Source organism: Stenotrophomonas sp. GL_101, from assembly GCF_057835675.1.
The window spans coordinates 4,124,598-4,145,642 of sequence record NZ_CM174432.1; the positions used below are offsets into that span (position 1 = coordinate 4,124,598).

The window sequence follows — 21,045 nt, forward strand, 5'->3', positions numbered from 1 at the left end:
AGACCAAACCCTCGCTAAAGCGCGGGGCGGCGGGGAAATCCGGCCCGAATCGCATCAAGTATCATTGACGGCTTCTATTTCCCTCCCCCCAGATCATGGAGAACCGTTGATGTTCCTGCGCGTCTCGCTGCTCGTTCCCTTGCTGCTGTGCGCCCCGGCGGCCTTCGCACAGGACACCCTCGACCCGGCCGCGATGACCTCGCCATGGAGCGGCAGCGGCGGTGAGTTCGGCTTCGCCTCGGCACGCGGCAACAGCAATACCGAAAGCGCCAACGGTCGCCTGCGCCTGCGCTACACCGATGATGACTGGGTGCACAGCATGGATCTGTTCGGCCTGCGCTCGCGGTCGGAATATGTGGAAACCGCCGACGACGGCACCGTGACCAAGCGCACCAACACCACCGCCAACCGTTACACCGGCAGCGCCGGCAGCGCGCTGCAGCTGGGCGAGCACCGCCAGCTGACCGCCACGGTGCGTTACGAGCGCGATGATTTTGCCACCTACGACCGCCAGAGTTCGTTCGGCCTGGGTTACGGCACCCGGCTGATGGAAGGCGACCGCTTCTACATGGATGCGCAGATCGGTCCCGGTGTGCGCCGCACCCACAACACCGAAGACGATGAAACCCGCACCGGCCTGATCGGCCGCGGCCTGTTCGACGTGAAGTACTCGCTGACCCCCAACACCGATCTGGTCAATACGCTGCTGGTCGAGTCGGGCTCGTACAACACCTTCGGCCAGAATGATTTCGGTGTGTCGGTGAGCATGAACGAGCACCTGGCGCTGAAGGCCGGCTGGCAGGCGCGTTACAACAGCGACGTGGCCGTGGACAAGCGCAAGACCGATACGCTGACCACGATGAACGTGGTCTACAAGTTCAAATAAGGGTCGTGGGCGCATCCGCGCCCACCCCGACGCGTAATGCCGGGCTCTGCCCGGCAACCACGCACACCCCACTAAAAGCGCATAAGGCAACGTAGTGCCGCCCGATGGCCGGCACTACGCGAGCAGTTCGCCCGCACCGCCTTCCAGCAACCCGCTTGCCACCCACCGGCCCAACGCATCCGGGTCGCTGCCCGGGCCACGCGCCTCGGCACGCACGATGCGGCCATCGGCAACGCCGCCCACCAGGCCCTGCAGGAACAGATCCTCGCCTTGCCACTGCGCATAGCCGGCCACCGGCACGTGGCAGCTGCCGTGCAGTGCACGGTTCATGGCGCGCTCGGCCTCCACGCAAGCGCGGGTGCGTGCATCGTCCAGCGCAGCGAACAGCGCCATCACCGGCGCGTCCTCGCCATTGCATTCCACGGTGACCGCGCCCTGCGCCGGCGCCGGCAGCCAGTCAGGTGCGGCGAGCCTGGCGACGATGCGATTGCCCAGGCCCAGCCGTTCCAGCCCGGCCACCGCAAGCACGATCGCGTCGTAGCCGCCGTTGTCCAGCTTGGCCAGGCGCGTGTTGACGTTGCCGCGCAGGTCCAGCAGTTCCAGGTCCGGGCGCAGCGCGCGCAGCTGGGCCTGGCGGCGCAGCGAGGAGGTGCCGACGCGCGCGCCGATCGGCAGCGCGTCCAGCGAGGCGTACAGGTTGGAAATGAAACCATCGGCCGGGTCGTGCCGGGTCAGCATGGCCGGCAGCGCGAACGGGGCGTCCAGCTCCATCGGCACGTCCTTGAGGGAGTGCACCGCGCAGTCGGCATCGCCGCGCAGCATCGCCAGCTCCAGTTCCTTCAGGAACAGGCCCTTGCCGCCGATCGCGGCCAGCGAGCGGTCCAGCACCTCGTCACCGCGCGTGCTCATCGGCACCAGCACCACGTCCAGCCCGGGGTGTGCCTGGCGCAGGCGGTCGGCGACGTGTTCGCTCTGCCACAGGGCAAGCGGGCTCTTTCGGGTGGCGATGCGCAGGGTTTTCATGTGGACATTATCCGCGCACGGGCCGCATTTGCCACGCTGCAGGGGTGTATCGACCAACGGTCGATACCTACCGGGCCGTGGTGGGGCACGACCGTGGGTCGTGGCACGCGGTGCCCGGTTACAGGTGCTTGAGGTCCTGCTTGATGCTGGCCACGCACCGCCGGCTGACTTCCAGCGGCGCCTTGCCATGCCGCAGCACGGCCTGGACCTGGCCTGCGCCATTTCGTCGCAGCTCGACCAGTTCATGGCGGGCGACCAGGCAATTGCGGTGGATGCGCACGAAGCGGTTGGCGAATTCCTCCTCCAGCGACTTCAGCGATTCCTCGATCAGGTCTTCGCCGCGTGCGTGGTGGACCACCACGTACTTTTCCTCGGCCTGCAGGTAATGGATGTCTTCGATCGGAATCAGCCGCAGGCTGCCGCGCAGGCGCGCGCACAGCAGCGTGCGCGCCTGTTGGCTGGGCGTGCTGGGCTGGCCACTGCGGCCGGCCAGGAAGGTGCGTGCACGCTCCAGGGCGGCCGCCAGGCGTTCCGGGCGCACGGGCTTCATCAGGTAATCGATCGCGGCCGCTTCGAATGCCGACAGCGCGTGCGCATCGTAGGCGGTGCAGAACACCACCGCCGGGCGCGGGTCGAAGGTGGCCAGGTGGCGCGCCGCTTCCAGCCCGTCCAAGCCGGGCATGGCGATGTCGAGCAGGACCAGGTCCGGCTGCAGCTCGGCACAGGCGTGCAGGGCCTGCTCGCCGTTCTCGGCCTCGGCCACCACCTCCACGCCGGGTTGTTCGGCCAGCAGGCTGCGCAGGCGCTCGCGGGCCAGCGGCTCGTCGTCGGCAATGACCACCTTCAAGGCTGTTTCCTCATTGCACCGGGACGGTGATGTCGCATGCATAGTAGCCGTCGCTCCATGCCCCCGTCATCCGCGCCGCCGGGCCGAAGCGCCAGGCCAGGCGATGGGCGATGCTGCGCTGTGCATGGCCGGCGCCCTGTGCCAGCGGCAGCGACAGCGCGCGCGCCTGCGGGTCCGGGGCCGGGTTGTGCACCCGGATGTGCAGCTGGCTGCCTTCGCAGGTCAACGCAATGACGATGGTGCCGCCGCCGGGCAACCGCGAGATGCCATGCAGCACCGCGTTCTCAACCAGCGGCTGCAGCACCAGCCGCGGCATCGGCAACGCCCACGGCAGCGGCTCGTTGCGTTGCCACTGCACCTGCAGGCGCTCGCCCAGGCGCAGCGTTTCGATCGACAGGTAGCGCTCGGCCAGTTCGCATTCGTCCTGCAGCGTGGAATTGCCCTCGCCGGCGCCCAACGCGGCGCGGAACAGGTCGGACAAGTCCAGCACGGCGCGTTCGGCCACGACCGGATCGCGGCGCACCAGGCTGGCAATCAGGTTCATGCTGTTGAACAGGAAGTGCGGGCGGATCCGCGCCTGCAGGGCATCGGCCTGCGCGCGCGCGTTGGCCACGGTCTGCGCGCTCCAGCGATCGCTGACGTAGAAGTAGCGCAACGCCAGCGCCACGATCAACGCGGTCATGGTGGCGCTGCCCAGGGTGAAGCGCCAGAACCCCACCTGCTGGACAACCCCCGTGCTGCCAAGTACGCCATACAGGCCGTGCACCACCCCGGCGCAGACCACGGCAATCAATGCGGTCATCGCCACCGCCAGCGCCGCACCGGCCGCCTCGGGCAGGCGTGACAACGCCACGCGCGCCGCGCACAGGCAGACCGTCACCGCCAGCGCCAACCACAGCGCAAACGCGCTGGCGGACAGGAAATCGGACAGGCTCCAGTGCCGGCTGCCGTCAGGCGCCAGCGCGACCACCACCACCACCAGCTCGGCCAGCCCCAGCATCGCCGCCAGCCGCGGCAGGCGGCACAGCTCGGGCAGCCACGCTTGCTGGCGGGGGTCGTTCATGGCTCAGGCGGCCTGGAAACGCGCGTCCAGCCAGTCGCCCAGCGCCTGCAGTTCGTCAGCGCAGACCTGGTGGGCCATCGGATAGGAATGCCATTCCAGCGGGAAGCCGAGATCCTTGAGGGTCTGCGCGGTGTGCGCGGCAATCGCCTGCGGAATCACCGGATCCTGCACGCCATGGGCCATGAACACCGGTGGGCGGATGCCCTCGGGGGCGCGCTGGGCGGCGGCGTTCTCAGGATCGGGCAGGTAGGTGGACAACGCGATCAGCCCGGCCAGCGGACGGGTACGTCGCAATGCCGCGCTCAGGATCACCGCGCCGCCCTGGGAGAAGCCGGCCAGCACAATGCGCTCGGCGGGAATGCCGTCGGCAACCTGCTGTTCGATCAGCGCATCCAGTGCCTGCACGGAAGCCTCGACGCCGGCCGCATCGGCGCGCGAGCGGAAGTCCATGCTGACGATGTCGTACCAGGCGCGCATCGGCACGCCATTGTTGATGGTGATCGGCTGCACCGGTGCATGCGGGAACACGAAGCGGATCGCCGGCCAATGCGGACGCAGCAGCTCGGGCACGATCGGGGCGAAGTCGTGCCCGTCGGCACCCAGGCCGTGCAGCCACAGCACCGCCCATTGCGGGTCGGTGCCGGTTTCATTGAGGACGGTTTCCAGCATGGTGCGGCTCCAGGACGTTCAAGCCGCATTATGCCGCGCAGCTGCACCGATGGGTGCCGCTGCGCGAAGTGCCTGTGACGGGGGTCTCAGGCCGACGTCTTGTGTTCGGCCGCCGCCTGGCGCAGCTGCGCCGCGCGGACCAGTACCTTGGGCGGTGCGCTTTCCTCGGGGATCTCCATCAACCCAAGCCGATGCATCCAGGTGCCGGCACTGCGCGAAGAGGTCAGGGCCACCACCGGGATGGCCAGCACCATGCCGATCACCACCGGGGCCATCCACGCCGCCAGCGAGGGCGATACCGCGTAGGCCAGCACGCCCATGAACAGCCCGAACACGCTCAACCCACCGTAGCCGCGGATCAATGCCGGCCAGGAGATGCCACCGTCGTCGCGCTGCTGCGCATCCCAGCCGGAATCCTTGCCGGCCAGCACTTCGGCCACGCCGCGCGACTGCACATACATCACCACCGGCGCCATCAGTGCCGCCAGCAGGGTTTCCAGCAGCATCGACAGCAACGCGCGGAGGGTACCGCCGCAGCCACGTCGCTCCACCCGGTCCAGAAGCATGGCCAGGTAGCCCAGCACCTTCGGCGCCAGCAGTACCACCATGGTGATGGCGAACATGCGGATGACCTTCTCTTCGTCCTGGTGGCGCCAGTACACGCCGGGCGAGAGGTGCAGCACTTCATTGAGATCGATACCGCCCTGGAACAGCGGAATGGCGATGCCGACCAGCATCAACATGCCCCACATCGGCGCGGTGAAGTAATGGCCGATGCCGATCATCATGTGCATGCGGCTGACCCAATGCAGGCCCTTGGAGCCCACTACCTTGGCGTGTTGCAGGTTGCCCTGGCACCAGCGGCGGTCGCGTACCAGCATGTCGGTCAGGGTGGGCGGGCCTTCTTCGTAGCTGCCCTTGAGGTAGGGCACCATGTGCGTGGCCCAGCCACCGCGACGCATCAGCGCCGCTTCGACGAAATCGTGGCTGAGCACATGGCCGCCGAACGGCTCGCGGCCCGGCAACGGCGGCAGGCCGGCGTTCTCGGCGAATGCTTCGGTGCGGATGATGGCGTTGTGGCCCCAGTAGTTGCTTTCCGCACCGTGCCACCAGGCCACGCCCCGGCCGATCACCGGTCCGTACACGCGGCCACCGAACTGCTGCATGCGGGCAAACAGGGTGCGCCCGCCGATCACCGCCGGCAGGGTCTGGATCAGGCCGACGTCGGGGTTGTGTTCCATGCCGGCGACCAGGCGCACGATGGTGTCGCCGGTCATCAGGCTGTCGGCATCGAGAATCAGCATCTGCGGGTAGCCGCCGCCGAAACGGCGCACCCAGTCGGCGATGTTGCCGGCCTTGCGCCCGCTGTTGTCGCCACGGCGGCGGTAGAACAGCCGTTCGTGGCCGCCCACCGCATCGCACAATGCGGCGAAGGCGGCCTCTTCGGCAGCACCGATGTCCTCGCGACGGGTATCGCTGAGCACGAAGAAGTCGAACTGCGCCAGTTGCCCGGTCTCGGCCACCGATTCGTAGATGGCCTGCAGGCCGGCCAGCAGGCGGCGCGGGTCTTCGTTGTAGGTCGGCATCAGCAGTGCGGTGCGGGTATGCACCACCGGCAGCGGCTGGTCCGGGTCGATGCCCAGCTTGTAGCCGCGGTCGAACACGGCGGTGAGGAACCCCGCTACCGCGCCGGCGAAGGACAGCGCGATCCAGGCGAACAACGCCACGAACAACACCAGCAGGCAGGCCTCCAGCACGCTGATGCCATTGACCGCCAGCACCTTCCACATCATCACGGTGGCGGCGATGGTCATCGCTGCAGTGCCGCCCAGGATGTAGAAGCGGCGCAGCGCCATCAGCCGCGGTGCGGTGCGCTGGCGCGGCACCTGCAGGCGACCTTCGCGGAAGGATTGCTCGGGCATCCCCATCGGCACTTCGGCCGGCAGGATGGCGTGGCCGGCGTCGAGCACGGCATTGGCGGACTGCACGCTCATGGGTGGTTGCCCCGGGTCAGTGGTGCCATGCCGGGCTGGCCCGGTGCGGAGGGGGTCATCCAGATCCCGGCACGCCCAGCGGCGTGCCTGTGTCCTGCCTGCGCGAGGCCGTGGGCGGCACGCAGCTGTTGTCTGTCACTACCGGAACCCACGAACTCTCCAACGGATCTGAGACGAAAAATGCGGCCCAGCATAGGGCGGCAAATGTAAGCCGGGCGCGAAAGTTCCTTTCGCGATTTCTCCCCATTCAGTAAATTCCAGCCATCACCGCCGGGATCCTGCTGCGACATATCGCCGCAGCCCTAGCGCCACGGGCCTCTCCCCATTCATTTTGTAAACGGTTATCATTCCGTTAACCAGGCAGGCATGCGATAGCGCACTACCCACCCAGACGCGCCGGCCCCCGCCGTGCGCAGTCCCACCGGTCGGGTTGCCTGCTGCGTCGTACTGACATCGCGAGCCGCTTCCCGGTCGGGGATCCAATTTCCCTCCATGGAAGACCGTCATGTCTGCTTTCAACCCCTCCCCCCTCCGCTCTCCCGTGCGGCTGGCGCGCGCGCCGCTCGCCGCCGCCGTCTGCCTGCTGCTGGCCAGCCCCGGCATCGCGCTTGCCGACGCCGCTGCCCCGGCGGCCAAGGATCTCGATACGGTGGTGGTCACCGCCTCGGGCAACCAGCAGTGGATCAAGGATGCGCCGGCCAGCATCAGCGTGATCACCCGCGAAGACATCGAGCGCCAGCCGGTGCACGACCTGGGCACCCTGCTCAGCCGCATTCCCGGCGTCACCGGCGGGCTCAGCGCGGCCGGCGAACAATCCAAGATCAAGCTGCGCGGCATGCCGTCCAACTACACGCTGATCCTGGTGGACGGCAAGCGCGTGGGCAGCTCGGCCTCCACCAACTACCGGCCCGACCTGGGCCGCCAGGACCTCAACTGGATTTCGCCGGACCAGATCGAGCGCATTGAAGTGGTGCGCGGGCCGATGTCCTCGCTGTACGGGTCGGATGCGATGGGCGGGGTGATCAACATCATCACCCGGCGCATCGGCGATACCTGGGGCGGCAGTGCCACCCACAACTACACCTCGCCGCAGGACAGCAAGCGCGGCGATACACAACAGATCGGCACCACCTTCTCCGGCCCGCTTACCGACCGCATCGGCATGCGCGTGGGCGCCAACTACACCCACCGCGACTCGGACCGCAGCAATGGCGGCGTCTACGGCAATGCGTATGGCGGCGAGAAGGACCGCAATTTCGATGCCCTGCTGGACTGGACACTGAGCGAGGCGCAAAGCCTGCAGCTGGAAGCCGGCTACGGCGTGCAGCAGGCCTTTGCCAGCACCACGCTGGAAGACGAAGGCGACGGTGCGTGGGGGGCAAGCGAGCTCAAGCGCACCAGCCTGTCGTTGAGCCACAACGGCAACTGGTCCTTCGGTACGTCCAAGGTGACCGGGTACTGGACCGAGTTCAAGAACGACATCGGCCCGACCGGGCGCTCGCAGGCCAAGGACATGATCGTGGAAGGCAGCCTCAGCACGCCCTTCACGCTGTGGGTGGACCACCAGTTCAGCGTGGGCGGGCAATGGAAGCGCCAGCAGTTGACCAACACCGACACCATCGGCCAGGCGCCGGTGGATTACGCCGGCAACCCGGTCGATGGGTCGTCGCTGGAAGTGGACACCTGGGCGATCTTCGTCGAGGACGAACTGAAGCTGCACGAGAAGCTGGCGCTCACCGTGGGTGCGCGCCTGGACCACCATGAGCAGTTCGGCAGCCATGTCAGCCCGCGCGCCTACCTGGTCTACCACCCCGCCGAACACTGGACCCTGCGCGGCGGTATTTCCAAGGGCTTCCGCGCCCCCAGCCTGACCGAGAACGCGGCCTCGGCGGCTACCCAGTCCGGCGGTCGCGGCTGCGGCTCGCTGCGTCCGCTGGGTTACATCACCGGCGGCTGTTACATGGCCGGCAACCCGGACCTGGATCCGGAAACCAGCAGCAACCGCGAAATCGGCTTCAACTTCGACAACGGCACCGTCGATACCGGGTTGACGTACTTCCATACCGACTTCAAAAACAAGATCGAGTACGAACCCCTGGGCAAGTTCAACGACTACTGGTGGACGCGTATGGAGAACGTCGAGCGCGCGCGCACCAGCGGCATGGAAGGCAACCTCAACCTCACCTTCGGCGAGCACTGGCGCTGGCGGACTGCGGCCACCTGGATGAAGGAAGCCAAGAACCTGACCACCGGCGAGAACCTGATCGACACGCCGGAGTTCTCCGGCTATTCGTCGGTGGACTGGACGCCGGTGGATGCGTTCTCGGCAACGGTATCGGCGCAATACACCGGCAAACAGGCCGGGGTGGCCAGCAGCTTCATCAAGGCCTACACGCTGTATGACCTGACCGGCGCCTGGCACGTCAATTCGACCCTAACGGTGCGCGCGGGGATCAGCAACCTGGCCGACAAGAAACTGTATGCCGAAGGCGCTACCGATTACTTCGTGGCCGGACGCAGCTACTTCCTGGGGATGACCGCGCGCTTCTAAGCGCGGCGCGGCGGCGCGCGGATGACTCCGCGCGCCTGCCGGTCAGGCTGGCAGGGCGTCGACCACTACGTCGGCGGCCAGCGGCGGGCGCGACAACGCGCGCGAACCGGCGTGCGAAAACTGCAGGTGCGCCAACTGATGCTGGGCCTGGGTGGCAATGGGGCACGGCACGATGCAGGGACCGGCCTGGGCGAGGTCCGGCGGTGTCACAACACTCGACATGGTCTGGTTTCTCGATGCATTCCAGGTACGCCACACGGCCCCTGCCGCGCGGAATGCGCACCCTATATCAAAATGCCTACGGTTGTGTGACGGGGTCGGCACTGTTGACTACAGGGCGCCAGAATACTGGCGGGCCGATTTGTCCCCCGCTATGATGGAAGCGTTTACACCTACGATACGGACATGGACTCCAATACCTCTTCTTCCGCACCGCTCAGCCCGAAGTGGCAGTTCCGCTTCAACTTCTTCAACCAGCACGGCGCACCGAACTCGCCGGGCTTCAAGGCCGCGCTCAAGGCGCTGCCGTTTGCTGAGAAGCTGAAGGTCAACGTCAACTTCTTCGCGCTGTTCTTCAGCTGGATCTACTTCTTCATCCTGGGCATGTGGCGCAAGGCACTGACCATTCTGGGCCTGACCATCGTGGTGATGATCCTGGCCTCGTTCATGCCCCGCGTGGTCGGCAACGGCATCGGCTTTGCCTGGTCGCTGCTGATCGCACTGACCGCCAACTACGCCTATTACCTGGAGAAGGTGAAAGGCGACACCGGTTGGAACCCCTTTGCGGGCATGCGCTGGTAAGCGCTGACGCCGCAGGTTGCTACAGGGCCCGGTCTGATGACCGGGCTTTTTTTTGGTTCTTCACCCAGTGGTAGGTCACCACCGTTGGTGGTGACGCTGATCGCGGCATCGTTCGGCATGACGCGAGCGTACTTCGATATTTCCCGTGGGCCGCCGGCATTCTCGACACGCGGGTACCGATGCCCTTGCGTGCGAAATAAAGGAGGAGGTGACGGCCGCAGGACGGCGCCGGGGGACATTCGCACGCAAGGGCATCGGTGCCAGGCGCTCGACCCACCTGCCGCATCCTCACCCCTCTTTCCACCGCGACCGCTCACCCTGCCGACGACCGTCCCCAGGAGCCGAGCATGTCCACCACGCCCACCAACGACCGCCTCGAACGCGCTGCCCGCTGGCTCGGGCGACAGACCCATGACCTGGACGCCGTTGCGCGCCGGGTGATCGGCCGCCAGGCCGTGATCGATGATCCCAACCGACGGCTCGCAGAGCAGTCCACGTTCGGCGAACGGCTCGCCGACCAGGTCGCCCGCTTCGGCGGGTCCTGGCGCTTCATCCTGCTGTTCGGCGCGGCACTGCTGGTCTGGGTGGTACTGAACAGTGAAATCCTCGGCAGCACCGCGTTCGACCCCTACCCGTACATCTTCCTCAACCTGATGCTGTCGATGCTCGCGGCGATCCAGGCACCGGTGATCATGATGAGCCAGAACCGGCAGGCCATGAAGGACCGGCAGATGGCCAGCTACGACTACGAGGTGAACCTCAAGGCGGAAATGGAAATCATGTCGCTGCACGACAAGGTCGATGCCGTGACCCATGAAACCCTCCTGCAGATCCTGCAGCAGCAACAGCGCCAGATCGATCTGTTGAGCACGCTGGTGGCACGCGGCAATGCCGCCCCTGACGAGCGCGGCTGAGCGGGGATGCATGCCTGGACCACCGCCGTGCCCCGCTTGCGCTACCGCGTTGACCTTGGTCGATCTGCGCCATGACATGCCCATCATCGGAGCAGCACCAGTCCGGTCTGACCCTGGGGGTTTACTGCGCAGTATCCCGGCCCGATCGCAATCGCTGACGACCGCGAATGGACGAGCATGCCGCGGTGATAGCATGCGCCACTAAGATCGTGCCCTCAGGTGCGACCTCCACCCGCGTGCGCAAGGCGTCTGCCAAGCGCCTGGACAACGACCGCCATGCCCCCGTCGAACCGACTCGCTTTCCTGGATGCCCTGCGTGGCCTGGCCGCGGTCTATGTGGTGCTGTTCCATGTGATGGCGATACCGTCGCCGGCCGTGGCCACGGGCCCGGTGCTGGGCGCAGTGCTGGCGATGGGCGATACGGGCGTGGCGCTGTTCTTCGTCATCAGTGCGTTCTCGCTGGCCTACACCATGCCACGCCACGAAAAAACGCCCAGTCCACTGCTCAGCTTCTACCTGCACCGCCTGTTCCGCATTGCGCCGCTGTTTTTCCTGTTGCTGGTGTTCTCGATCTGGCGCGACGGTCGGGGCAGCCACGCCGGCCATTCGGCCGCCGAGATCCTGGCCAATGTCACCTTCAGTTTCAATCTTTTCACCGGCTGGGAAACCGGCATCGTCTGGGCCAGCTGGGCGATCGGCGTAGAGATGCTGTTCTATGCGGTATTCCCGTTGCTGTACTGGATCATCGACCGGCCGCAGCGCGCCTGGATCGCCGCATGCGTGGTCACGGCCGCCAGCGTCCTGGCCAGTATGGGTCTGTTCGGTGCCGGTGGCGTGGATGCAGTGAGCAGCTACGGCCTGCTGCGCCACCTGCCGGTGTTCCTGTACGGGATACTGGCCTATCACCTGTTCGCTGCGCTACCACGGGTGCCCGAAGCCGCAGCGCGCCGTCGATGCCAGGCGGCGCTGGTCGGCGGTGGCGTAGTGCTGCTCGGCCTGATCATGGGCATCGCGTACGCGGCAATCAGCCCCGGTATGGTCTGGGTGGTTTCCGGTGCGGCCTATTCGGTCGTGCTGCTTGGAATGTCAAAACTCCCGCTGCGGCTTGTGGTCAATCGCGCGACAACCTACCTGGGCCAGGTGAGCTACTCGTTGTATCTGGCACACCCGATCGTGGTCGCGATCCTGGTTCCGGTGTTCCGTCGCATCCAGGCGGCGGTGGCATCGCCTGAACTGGCATATCTGGCCTGCGCGGTGCTGACGTTGGCCATTGCACTGCCGCTGGCGCACCTGGGGTACCGCCTGATCGAAGTACCCGGCATCCGCGCCGGGCACCGCGTACTGGCCGCCATCAACGCGCGGCGCAATATGGTATCCACTGGAACCGACGGCCGATGAGCCATCGTGCCGGGGCCTGATAGGCCGGCGCAACGGTTGGCTCAGAACGTCTGCCCGTCACCGCCAGCCAATGCTTTGGCAGACGCGCGGGTGTTGTTACGGGGAACTTCGGCAATCAGTCTGGCCAGCCTTGGTGCTCGGCTGCTGGCCGGCGTTGCCATTTCACTGGCCCGGGTACGGAAGATCGCCACGGCCGTACCCAACTGCTGGGCCTGCTCTTCCATCGCGCGTGCGGCGGCAGTGGCCTCCTCCACCAGCGCGGCGTTCTGCTGGGTGGTCTCGTCCATCTGGGTGATGGTCTGGTTGACCTGCTCGATGCCGGCCGACTGTTCCTTCGAGGCGGCCGAGATTTCGGCCATGATGTCGTTGACCCGGCGCACGCCACTGACGATCTCCTGCATGGTGTCGCCGGCGGTGCGCACCAGCGCCGACCCTTGGGTCACCTGGTCAACCGAGTCGTCGATGAGGATCTTGATCTCCTTGGCGGCACCGGCCGAGCGCTGCGCCAGCGCGCGCACTTCGGTGGCGACCACGGCGAAGCCGCGGCCCTGCTCACCCGCACGCGCCGCTTCCACGGCCGCATTCAAGGCCAGGATGTTGGTCTGGAAGGCAATGCCGTCGATCACCGAAATGATCTCGGCAATGCGCTTGGACGAGGCCTCGATGCCGGCCATGGTGGTGACTACCTGGCCCACCACCTCACCGCCCTGCGAAGCCACCTGCGCGGCGTTGGCAGCCAGCATATTGGCCTGCACGGCGTGATCGGCGTTCTGGCGCACGGTGGAGGTGAGTTCCTCCATCGATGCGGCGGTTTCTTCCAGGCTGGCGGCCTGCTGTTCGGTACGGCGCGACAGGTCGCTGTTGCCCGAGGCGATTTCACCAGCGGCCAGGTTGATGCTGTCGGTGGCCTGCTGGATGCGGCCGACGATGTCGGTCAGCTGGGTCACGGTGGTGTCGGCATCGTCGCGCATGCGTGCAAACACGCCATGGAATTCCCCATGCATGCGCGCGGTGAGGTCACCAGCGGCGATCGCGCGCAACAGTGCGGAGATCTGCTGCAGGTTGTCGTCGCTGACCTGCATCATGGTGTTGAGGTTCTCGACCATGCCGCGGAAATCGTGGTCGAAACGCACCACGTCGCCGCGCCGGGTGAAATCGCCCAGCGCGGCCGCACCCGCCAGGTCGCGGATCTGGGTATTGATCGCGCGCAGGTTGGCCTTGGTGGTATCCATCGCGTCGGTGAAGCGCGCCTGCTCGCCCGGCAGGCGATCCATGTCCTGGGACAGGTCGCCCACTGCATAGCGCTGCATCACCTCGACCAGGCGCCGGGTAACAGCGATGTTGGCGCCCACCAGCTGGTTGCTGCCATCCACCATCGTGCCGTACTCGCCCGGGAAGGCCTGCGCATCCATCCGGTAGCTCAGCTCACCGGACTGGTGGCGTTGCGCCATTTCAGCCTGTGCGGCCATTACCGCCCGCACCTGGCTGCGCATGCGCTGCATCGATTCAAGCAGGCGCCCCACTTCATCATTGCGCGGCGGCGGCAATGCGGTATCCAGGCGGCCTTCGGCAACCTCGGCTGACAGGCGTACCGCATCGGCCAGCGGGCGGATCGCCTGGCGGCGCAGCAGCAGGTACACGCTGGCACTGAGCACCAGCGCCGCACCCAGCCCAACGGCCAGGATGATCCACAGCAGCGCACGTGCCTGCGCGGTGATCAACGCATACGGCACCACCACGCCCAGTGCGAAGCGCTCCTGGCTGTTGCCGATGCGCAGCGGCACGTAAGTCTTTACGTTGCCGTCGGCATCCACCTGGAAATTCTCGAACGGTTTGTCGGCGCCGATTGCCGCCAGGACCTGGCGCGTGCCAGCGTCGTCGCGACGCGTGCCGATGTCGCGCGGATCGTCCGCCGCCAGCATGATGCCGCCCGGCGAGATCAGTTCGACATGACCCTCGCCCATTGGACGCAACGCGGCCAGCCGCTCCTGCAGTGCGCCCAGGCCGACGTCGACTGTGACCGCTCCCAGGAACGTGCCGTTGTCCAGCACTGGCGTGGCCAGCGTGGTCATCAGCACCTGCTTGCCGGCGATTTCGTAGTTGTAGGGCTCGGTCACCAACGGCCGCTTGAGCTCGCGCGGGCGCAGGTACCAGTCGCCGTCGCCGGGCACGTCGTAGCCCTTCAACGCATCCTGCACCGGGGTGCCGTCCTGCCAGGACCAGTAGCTCATGAAGCGACCGGTGGCATCGTGTGCCGGGGCACCGACAAAGTCGCTGTCCTTGGCGTCGAAGGCCTGCAGCTCCCACAACGTGCCCAGGCCCACCCACTCGGGGTGGGAGCGCAGCTGCTGCTGCAGCACCTGCGCGACGGTGGCGCGCGACAGGCTGCCGGCGCTGTGCTGCACCACCAAGCTGTCGGCCAGCGCCTGGCTGGTGGAAAACGCCACGCCCAGTTCGGCACCCACCCGGCGCGCTTCGGCATTGGCCTCGCTCTGCATGGTCTGCCGCGAGGAATCGATCAGCGCCTGGCTGGCCTCGCGGTAGCTGATGGCAGCGGTAACGCCAAAGCAGAGCATGGCAATCAACGCAGTACCCAGCATCAGCCGGTTGGCGATGCTGCCGGGGCGCTTGGTAGCGGAGGAACGGGACATGGGGGCGGTTCCGGAAAGGAGTACAGATCAGCAGACGCCGGCAAGCGCCACTACGACTTCACGCAGTCCTTTGCGGTCCGGGTCGGCGCGGTGCAACGCACGCGCGAGCCAGCAGGGGAAACGGTGCGGCATCCACCCCGGTGGCACGCGCCGGGGCATCAGGCTGGATAACGGCCTCCCTGCGCAGAGATTGAGCCTGGCTTCCTGACTGGATTCAGTGTCCGCCTGGCGGAACCGCGGTCTTCGCCGGCTGTTTGCCCAGCCGCTCGATCAGGGTCTGGCTGGCCACGTTGAGCCCCAGTACCTCCACCTGCGCGCCCTGCGCCTGCAGCTTGCCCACCACCCGTTCCAGCGCGGCCACCGCACTGAGGTCCCAGAAATGCGCGTGGGTCAGGTCGATGACCACCCGTGCCGGCACCTGGTGCAGGTCGATACTGGCCGCGAACTGCCCGGCCGAGGCAAAGAACACCTGGCCGCGTACCGTGTAGGTGCGGGTGCCGTCGGCGTCGGTGCTGTCGGCTACCTGCAGCATCCGCCCCACCTTGCGCGCGAAGAACAGGGCCGACAGCAGCACCCCGGTCAGCACGCCCTTGGCCAGGTCGTGGGTGGCCACGGTAACCGCCACCGTCGCCACCATGACCAGCGAAGAGCTCTTCGGATGCAGGCGCAGTTCGGCGAACGAACGCCAGTGGAAGGTGCCGATGCTGACCATGATCATCACTGCCACCAGGGCGGCCATCGGGATCTGCCGGACCCACTCGGCACCGTAGACCACCAGCAACAGCAGCAGCACGCCGGCCACCAGGCACGACAACCGCCCGCGCCCGCCGGACGTCACGTTGATCACCGACTGCCCGATCATCGCGCAGCCGCCCATGCCGCCAAACAGCCCGGCGGTGATGTTGGCCAGGCCTTGTCCTGCGCACTCGCGGTTGCGCTGGCTGGGCGTGTCGGTCATGTCCTCCACGATCTGCGCGGTCATCATCGATTCCAGCAGGCCCACCACCGCCAGCGTCGCCGATACCGGCAGCAGCACGCGCAGGGTCTCCCAGCTCAGCGGCACGTCGGGGAACAGGAACACCGGCAGGCTGTCGGGCAGCGCACCCATGTCGCCCACGGTGCGGATATCCCAATGCAGGCCGATCGACAGCGCGGTAAGCACCACGATCGCCACCAGTGCCGAGGGCACCGCGCGGGTAAGGCGTGGCAGCAGGTAGATGATCGCCAGGCCGGCCGCGCACACTGCCCATACGTGCCACGAGCGCCCGATCAGTTCGGGCATCTGCGCCAGGAAGATCAGGATCGCCAACGCGTTGACGAAACCGGTGATCACCGAGCGCGAGACAAAGCGCATCAACACGCCCAGTTTCAGCACCCCGGCAACCAGCTGCAGCACGCCGGCCAGGATCGTGGCGGCCAGCAGGTACTGCAGGCCGTGGTCACGCACCAGGTCCACCATCACCAGCGCCATTGCACCGGTGGCGGCCGAGATCATGCCCGGGCGGCCGCCAGCGATGGCGGTCACCACCGCGATGCAGAACGAGGCGTACAGGCCGACCTTGGGGTCGACCCCGGCGATGATCGAGAAGGCGATGGCTTCGGGAATCAGCGCCAGCGCGACCACCGCGCCGGACAGCAGGTCACCGCGGATATTGCCGAGCCATTGCTGGCGCAGCGGATAGGAAACAGACATTGAAATCTCCACGTGTCGGCACTGCGCGCGACACGTTGTGTGATGAGGACAAAACACTCCCTGGACCCGGCGTTGGCGCGGGCGCGTGGTCAACGCGGTATCAGGGTGGGGTCATCACAATGGGATCCGGCCGGAAGGGGCGACAGCGGCGCGCAGGATACCCCAGCGCAGTCGATGGCTCAAACCAGCCACGATCGATGCCGGCGCAGGGACAACCAGTCAACGACGCCAGGCACTCGGCGTGTGGCCGACGACACGCCGGAAGGCGGCCGCGAACTTGCCCGGATTGGCGTAGCCGACCGCCAGCGCCACCTCGGTAACGGCGCGACCGGCCAGCAGCAGCGTCTTGGCCGCCTCCATCCGCCGCCAGGTGAGGTAGGCATAGGGCGTCATCCCGGTGGCCTGGCGGAACCGGCGGCTGAAGCTGCTGCTGTCCAGCCCGGCTGCGCCGGCCATGCCGGCCACGCTGAGATCCTCGCCGAGGCCATGCTCGATGAAGTCGTGCACGCGACGTACCCGCGCCGGCGACAGCGCACGGACCGGGGAGGTCCGCAGCGGCTCGCGGCCGCCGATGCGGCTGAGCCGCTGCAGCACGATGTCCACGCCGTGGTCGAAAAACGCGGTCGACGCCGCATGTGCCTGTGCACAGTGCCAGAGCGCCCACAACACCGATGCCACCACGGGGTCGTCATGCAGATCGGCCGCCGCCGCGTGCAGGCCCTCCATCGACACACCGGCCCCGGACAGCCGCGCCGGGTCGATCACCAGGCCGAGCAGGTCCAGCGGCGGGCTGCGGTACTCGCCATGGCACCCCGGCAGTGCCACGTTGATCACGCCGGGCCGCCACGGCCGTTCGATCCGGCCCAATGCAGTGCGCTGGTATAGCGGGCCGCCACCGGCGTCGAGCAGCCCGATTCGAACGCCCGCACCGCTGCCCATGCCGCCGGCGGCAGCGCCGAAACGGTGCCGGGCCAACAACACCGCACCGTCTGCCGTGCCGACACAGGCATCCAGCGCGCCACCGCTTTCGGCGGCCAGGCGCGCGGCCGCCCTGTCGGCCGGATCCAGCGTGGAACGGGTCATCGCGTCTCCTGCTTTGGAGCGATCCGCGCAGGAATGGAGCGGCGCCTCTCAATTGTTACACAATAACATGCGGGAATCATTCTCAATACCGTGGCGCCTGCGCCACCGCCAAAGGGGTTCCGTGTGAAGCACGCCGTACTCGCTGTCGCGCTTGTCGCAGCGTTCCCGTTCCTGCAGGCCCGCCCTGCCTCCGCGCAGCGCGCGCCCACCGCCAGCAAGGCCACCGACCTGGACGGCATCGTGGTGACCGGCAGCAAACGCGATACGCCCTACCTGCGCAGCGACATCTCGGTCACCGTGCTCGACCGCGAGGCCCTGCAACAGGCCAACGTCAGCGAGTTCCGCGACTTGGACAAGCTCGCCCCCAACGTCAAGTTCAATGTGATGGGCCAGCTCAGCGACATGTTCATCTCCATCCGCGGCATCGAGTCCAATCCGTTCCTGGTCAACCGTGCCTCGGTGTACATCGATGGCATTCCGTTCCGCGAGCTCAGCAACGCGGTGCTCAACCATGTCGATTCGGTGGAGATCCTGCGCGGCCCACAAGGCACCCTGTACGGCGCCAACAGTGAATCGGGCCTGGTACTGGTGCGCACCCGCTCGCCCTCGGCCACCCCCGAGGGCGAGCTCAACCTGCGCGCCACGCACTTCGGCAACGGCCATGGCAGCAGCGTGGATGGCTTCCTCGGCGGCGCACTGGGCAACAGCAGCCGGCTGTTCGGCTCGCTGGCGTTCATGGCCTCCGATGAAGACAGCCATCTGCGGAACCTCACGCCGTTCGCGGGCATCCAGGGCAAGGTCAAGGAAACCTACCTGCAGGGCAAGCTGCGCTGGGAACCCACCGACTACCTGGCCATCAACGCCATCGCCTATCACCTGGGCACGCGCGCGCCGGGCATGTTCGAGTACGAATACCTGCCACTGGACGTGGGCCTGTACAACCGCACTTACGCCGACCGCTACAACGGTGGCCGCCACGCCGGCGATTACACCTACATCAACGATGCGCCCAAGCGCACCAGCAAGACCGAGAACGTCGCCGGTGCCAGCGCGCAATGGCAGCTGGCGCGGGGCACGATGGATGCGGCGGTGTCCTACCGCGAACAACAGGACACCTCCGGCGGTTACGACTTCGACATGACCGCCACGCCCGCGCTGGCCGGACGCATCCATGACAAACAACGCAACTGGAATGGCGAACTGCGCTTCACCTCGCCCAACGACCAGCCGCTGACCTGGATCGGCGGTGTCTCCACCTACCGCGTCCACAAGGACTCGATGCTGGGCACGCTGGTCGGCCCGCCACCACGCGGGCTGGAAAGCTATGTGCTGGCGCCGCGGCAGGGCGCCGACGGCCAGGACTACAGCGTGTTCGGTACGCTCAGCTATACCCCGCCCGCGCTGCCCAGACTGACCGGCAGCCTGGGCCTGCGCTACGAACAGGCCCGCCGCTCCACCCGCCAGCAGGCCGGGCTGCTCGACCTGGGACCCGGCGGCATCGTCTACTACCGCGACGCCGCGCTGTCGCACACCTTCACCGCCACGCTGCCGCGCCTGTCGCTGCGCTACGACGCCTCCGACACGCTGTCCTTCTACGCCGCGTCCGCCAAAGGCTACATCCCCGGTGGCTTCAACCTGGCCGCTGCACAAAGTGACGTGGTCAACGACAAGGTGCTGCGCTACGCCTCGGAAATGATGTGGAGCCACGAAGCCGGCTTCAAGATGAACGTCCTGGACGGTCGTGGCCATGTCGGTGGTGCCGTGTTCCAGATCGACTCGGACAACTGGCAGGAAATCCAGCTGGCCACCGATGCCAACGGCCGCCCAATCTCCTCGGACTACGTCGGCTCGGACGCCTCCATCCGCTCACGCGGGGTGGAACTGGAAGGCGCGCTGCAGGTCCTGCCCGGCCTTACCCTGACCGCCAACGCCGGCTATGTGGACGCGCAGTACCGCACCCTGCTGGTGGGCGACAACCAGAGCCTGGCCGGCAACAAGGTCAAGCTGACACCGACCTACACCGCGTATCTGGCGGCGCGTTACCAGCACCGCTCCGGCGTGTTCGCGCGGGTGGAGTCTTCGTTCAACGGGCGCATGGCGCTGGACGAACGCAACCGTGCCTTCCAGCCGGCGGTGGCGGTCATCGGCGTGCAGCTGGGCTACGAACAGGGGCCATGGACCACCCGCGTCTACGTGGACAACCTCACCAACAAGCGCCGCATCAACGGCCTGATCTTCGACAACCTGGCATTCGGTCGCGACGGCAATGTCTACGGGCCGGTGGACCGCCCGCGGATCGTCGGTGCCGAGCTGGGCTACCGGTTCTAGAAACCACGCACCGATGCGCTACTTCAACACCGCTTCGGCATCCACCACGTCCACTCCGGACATCTGCCCCAGCCAGGCATCGAACCACGGTTTATGCGATGCCCCCGCGATGGACAGCACGCGCGCGCCGGGATGGTCGCGCACTACCTGCAGGATGTTGCCGACCATGCGCAGGTTGCGCAGCTCCCAACCGTTGACCCAGATCTGCGGGTAGTGCTCGGGCGAGCGCGCCGCCAGTGCAGGCTGAACATTGGCAGCGGCCAGCTGGGCCAGGCGCTCGGGGCGATTGATCACCCGGTACAGCGGCAGCATGTCCTGGCCCCGGATCAACTGCGCGGTCTCCGCCTCCAGCGCTGCCACCACACGGCGATCGGCCTTCCATGCCTGCTCGACCGCCGTGCCGAATGCCTTGCGGTCGCCGATGCGATGCGCATCGCCGGTGTGGTCATCCACCGCATACACACGCTCAAGCCCGAGCCGCGCGGCCAGCACGGCAGCAATCTGGTAGCTCTCGTTGCTGCGCCGCTCCAGCGTCTGCAGCACCTGCACCAGGGCCGCATCCAGCCCGTCACCGGCCTGCCGTTGCGCCGGTGCCAGGCGCAGCCATTGCACATACGCCGACGCGCGCTCGCCGGCGGCCAGGAACAGTGCCGCCAGCCGGCGCCGGTCGGCCGGCTGCGGCTGGCTCGGCCAACCGGCCAGCAGCGCGTCCACCTGCACGATCGCCTCGGGGATCGACAGCCCGGTGGCGGCCCGGGCCTGGGCGGTGCTGGCGCAGTAATCGTCACCGTAGACCGTGGCATGCCGCACCGCCAGGTCGCACTGCTCGCCACTGATGTCCTCGGTGGTGATGTAGCCCGGCTTGAACGCCGCCAGCCGCGCCAGCAGCGGCTCCAGCGTCTCCGGCCGGAAATCCTTGTGCTGGGACAGGTGGATGCTGCCCAGTACCAGTACCTCGGTGCGCGGGCCGACCATGCCCGCATCCAGACCGGTCAGGTCGATCGCCGGTTGCGCGGCGGCCGGCACCGCCAGCCCCACGCACAGCGCCGCGGCCATCCATTGCTGCTTCATGCCTGTCCTCCGGTGATGTGGCGCTGTTGTAGCAAACCCCGGCGCGGGCCCGCATGTGACCAAAGGCCCGGGG

Annotated in this window: 16 protein-coding genes; 6 read left to right on the top strand and 10 right to left on the bottom strand. The window is 67.1% G+C overall.

Features of this window, described 5'->3' with window-relative positions; genetic code table 11:
• Positions 1-109: 109 nt before the first annotated feature.
• Positions 110-886: a DUF481 domain-containing protein gene (locus AC3IR9_RS18155; RefSeq protein ID WP_489292481.1), complete on the top strand. Its 777-nt coding sequence runs from the start codon at positions 110-112 to the stop codon at positions 884-886.
• 114 nt (positions 887-1,000) lie between these two features.
• Here AC3IR9_RS18155 and hemC read toward each other — a convergent pair whose 3' ends face one another.
• From hemC to mdoH, 5 genes are all read right to left on the bottom strand, one after another.
• Complete coding sequence (gene hemC, locus AC3IR9_RS18160) at positions 1,001-1,909, bottom strand: hydroxymethylbilane synthase (RefSeq protein WP_489292482.1); 909 nt, start codon at positions 1,907-1,909, stop codon at positions 1,001-1,003.
• A 118-nt stretch (positions 1,910-2,027) separates the two neighbouring features.
• Positions 2,028-2,798 carry a LytR/AlgR family response regulator transcription factor gene (locus tag AC3IR9_RS18165; RefSeq protein ID WP_489292483.1) on the bottom strand — a complete coding sequence of 257 codons (771 nt, stop codon included), beginning with the start codon at positions 2,796-2,798 and terminating at the stop codon, positions 2,028-2,030.
• The gene (locus AC3IR9_RS18170; protein WP_489292484.1) at positions 2,767-3,819 is read right to left on the bottom strand and encodes a sensor histidine kinase; all 1,053 of its coding nucleotides are present in this window, start codon (positions 3,817-3,819) and stop codon (positions 2,767-2,769) included. Before AC3IR9_RS18170 ends, AC3IR9_RS18165 begins: the two co-directional genes overlap by 32 nt.
• Before the next feature lie 3 nt (positions 3,820-3,822).
• A complete protein-coding gene (locus AC3IR9_RS18175) occupies positions 3,823-4,488 on the bottom strand; it encodes an alpha/beta hydrolase (RefSeq protein ID WP_489292486.1) in 666 nt (221 codons plus the stop codon).
• Between the two features lie 86 nt (positions 4,489-4,574).
• The gene (mdoH, locus tag AC3IR9_RS18180; RefSeq protein ID WP_489292487.1) at positions 4,575-6,482 is read right to left on the bottom strand and encodes a glucans biosynthesis glucosyltransferase MdoH; all 1,908 of its coding nucleotides are present in this window, start codon (positions 6,480-6,482) and stop codon (positions 4,575-4,577) included.
• A 505-nt stretch (positions 6,483-6,987) separates the two neighbouring features.
• Between mdoH and AC3IR9_RS18185 the strand changes: the two genes are divergently transcribed.
• Positions 6,988-9,033: a TonB-dependent receptor domain-containing protein gene (locus AC3IR9_RS18185; RefSeq protein ID WP_489292488.1), complete on the top strand. Its 2,046-nt coding sequence runs from the start codon at positions 6,988-6,990 to the stop codon at positions 9,031-9,033.
• Positions 9,034-9,075: 42 nt separating this feature from the next.
• Here AC3IR9_RS18185 and AC3IR9_RS18190 read toward each other — a convergent pair whose 3' ends face one another.
• A complete protein-coding gene (locus tag AC3IR9_RS18190; RefSeq protein WP_489292489.1) occupies positions 9,076-9,255 on the bottom strand; it encodes a hypothetical protein in 180 nt (59 codons plus the stop codon).
• Positions 9,256-9,438: 183 nt separating this feature from the next.
• Between AC3IR9_RS18190 and AC3IR9_RS18195 the strand changes: the two genes are divergently transcribed.
• The 3 genes from AC3IR9_RS18195 to AC3IR9_RS18205 all read left to right on the top strand — a co-directional run bounded on the left by AC3IR9_RS18195 (position 9,439) and on the right by AC3IR9_RS18205 (position 12,146).
• Positions 9,439-9,834 carry a DUF2628 domain-containing protein gene (locus AC3IR9_RS18195; protein ID WP_489292490.1) on the top strand — a complete coding sequence of 132 codons (396 nt, stop codon included), beginning with the start codon at positions 9,439-9,441 and terminating at the stop codon, positions 9,832-9,834.
• Between the two features lie 347 nt (positions 9,835-10,181).
• On the top strand, positions 10,182-10,748 hold the full coding sequence (locus AC3IR9_RS18200) for a DUF1003 domain-containing protein (RefSeq protein WP_489292492.1): 567 nt from the start codon (positions 10,182-10,184) through the stop codon (positions 10,746-10,748).
• 276 nt (positions 10,749-11,024) lie between these two features.
• On the top strand, positions 11,025-12,146 hold the full coding sequence (locus AC3IR9_RS18205; protein WP_489292493.1) for an acyltransferase family protein: 1,122 nt from the start codon (positions 11,025-11,027) through the stop codon (positions 12,144-12,146).
• 41 nt (positions 12,147-12,187) lie between these two features.
• On the opposite strand, the gene AC3IR9_RS18210 is transcribed toward AC3IR9_RS18205, so the two are convergent.
• The 3 genes from AC3IR9_RS18210 to AC3IR9_RS18220 form a co-directional block, all read right to left on the bottom strand.
• Positions 12,188-14,797, bottom strand: a complete 2,610-nt coding sequence (locus AC3IR9_RS18210; protein ID WP_489292495.1) for a methyl-accepting chemotaxis protein — start codon at positions 14,795-14,797, stop codon at positions 12,188-12,190.
• A gap of 214 nt (positions 14,798-15,011) precedes the next feature.
• Positions 15,012-16,490: a SulP family inorganic anion transporter gene (locus AC3IR9_RS18215; RefSeq protein ID WP_489292496.1), complete on the bottom strand. Its 1,479-nt coding sequence runs from the start codon at positions 16,488-16,490 to the stop codon at positions 15,012-15,014.
• A 219-nt stretch (positions 16,491-16,709) separates the two neighbouring features.
• Positions 16,710-17,573 (bottom strand): helix-turn-helix transcriptional regulator, encoded by an 864-nt coding sequence (locus AC3IR9_RS18220; RefSeq protein ID WP_489292497.1) that lies wholly within the window; start codon positions 17,571-17,573, stop codon positions 16,710-16,712.
• A 123-nt stretch (positions 17,574-17,696) separates the two neighbouring features.
• Between AC3IR9_RS18220 and AC3IR9_RS18225 the strand changes: the two genes are divergently transcribed.
• Complete coding sequence (locus tag AC3IR9_RS18225) at positions 17,697-19,901, top strand: TonB-dependent receptor (RefSeq protein WP_489292498.1); 2,205 nt, start codon at positions 17,697-17,699, stop codon at positions 19,899-19,901.
• A gap of 18 nt (positions 19,902-19,919) precedes the next feature.
• On the opposite strand, the gene AC3IR9_RS18230 is transcribed toward AC3IR9_RS18225, so the two are convergent.
• On the bottom strand, positions 19,920-20,957 hold the full coding sequence (locus tag AC3IR9_RS18230; RefSeq protein ID WP_489295895.1) for a DUF5694 domain-containing protein: 1,038 nt from the start codon (positions 20,955-20,957) through the stop codon (positions 19,920-19,922).
• Positions 20,958-21,045: the final 88 nt, after the last annotated feature.

Excerpts from the sequence above, each read along its gene's own strand:
- AC3IR9_RS18185 (WP_489292488.1), top strand. The coding sequence starts at position 6,988 with ATGTCTGCTTTCAACCCCTCCCCCCTCCGCTCTCCCGTGCGGCTGGCG.
- AC3IR9_RS18215 (WP_489292496.1), bottom strand. The coding sequence starts at position 16,490 with ATGTCTGTTTCCTATCCGCTGCGCCAGCAATGGCTCGGCAATATCCGC.
- AC3IR9_RS18195 (WP_489292490.1), top strand. The coding sequence starts at position 9,439 with ATGGACTCCAATACCTCTTCTTCCGCACCGCTCAGCCCGAAGTGGCAG.
- AC3IR9_RS18165 (WP_489292483.1), bottom strand. The coding sequence starts at position 2,798 with ATGCATGCGACATCACCGTCCCGGTGCAATGAGGAAACAGCCTTGAAG.
- mdoH (WP_489292487.1), bottom strand. The coding sequence starts at position 6,482 with ATGAGCGTGCAGTCCGCCAATGCCGTGCTCGACGCCGGCCACGCCATC.
- AC3IR9_RS18230 (WP_489295895.1), bottom strand. The coding sequence starts at position 20,957 with ATGGCCGCGGCGCTGTGCGTGGGGCTGGCGGTGCCGGCCGCCGCGCAA.
- hemC (WP_489292482.1), bottom strand. The coding sequence starts at position 1,909 with ATGAAAACCCTGCGCATCGCCACCCGAAAGAGCCCGCTTGCCCTGTGG.
- AC3IR9_RS18170 (WP_489292484.1), bottom strand. The coding sequence starts at position 3,819 with ATGAACGACCCCCGCCAGCAAGCGTGGCTGCCCGAGCTGTGCCGCCTG.
- AC3IR9_RS18155 (WP_489292481.1), top strand. The coding sequence starts at position 110 with ATGTTCCTGCGCGTCTCGCTGCTCGTTCCCTTGCTGCTGTGCGCCCCG.
- AC3IR9_RS18190 (WP_489292489.1), bottom strand. The coding sequence starts at position 9,255 with ATGTCGAGTGTTGTGACACCGCCGGACCTCGCCCAGGCCGGTCCCTGC.
- AC3IR9_RS18175 (WP_489292486.1), bottom strand. The coding sequence starts at position 4,488 with ATGCTGGAAACCGTCCTCAATGAAACCGGCACCGACCCGCAATGGGCG.
- AC3IR9_RS18205 (WP_489292493.1), top strand. The coding sequence starts at position 11,025 with ATGCCCCCGTCGAACCGACTCGCTTTCCTGGATGCCCTGCGTGGCCTG.
- AC3IR9_RS18200 (WP_489292492.1), top strand. The coding sequence starts at position 10,182 with ATGTCCACCACGCCCACCAACGACCGCCTCGAACGCGCTGCCCGCTGG.
- AC3IR9_RS18210 (WP_489292495.1), bottom strand. The coding sequence starts at position 14,797 with ATGTCCCGTTCCTCCGCTACCAAGCGCCCCGGCAGCATCGCCAACCGG.
- AC3IR9_RS18220 (WP_489292497.1), bottom strand. The coding sequence starts at position 17,573 with ATGACCCGTTCCACGCTGGATCCGGCCGACAGGGCGGCCGCGCGCCTG.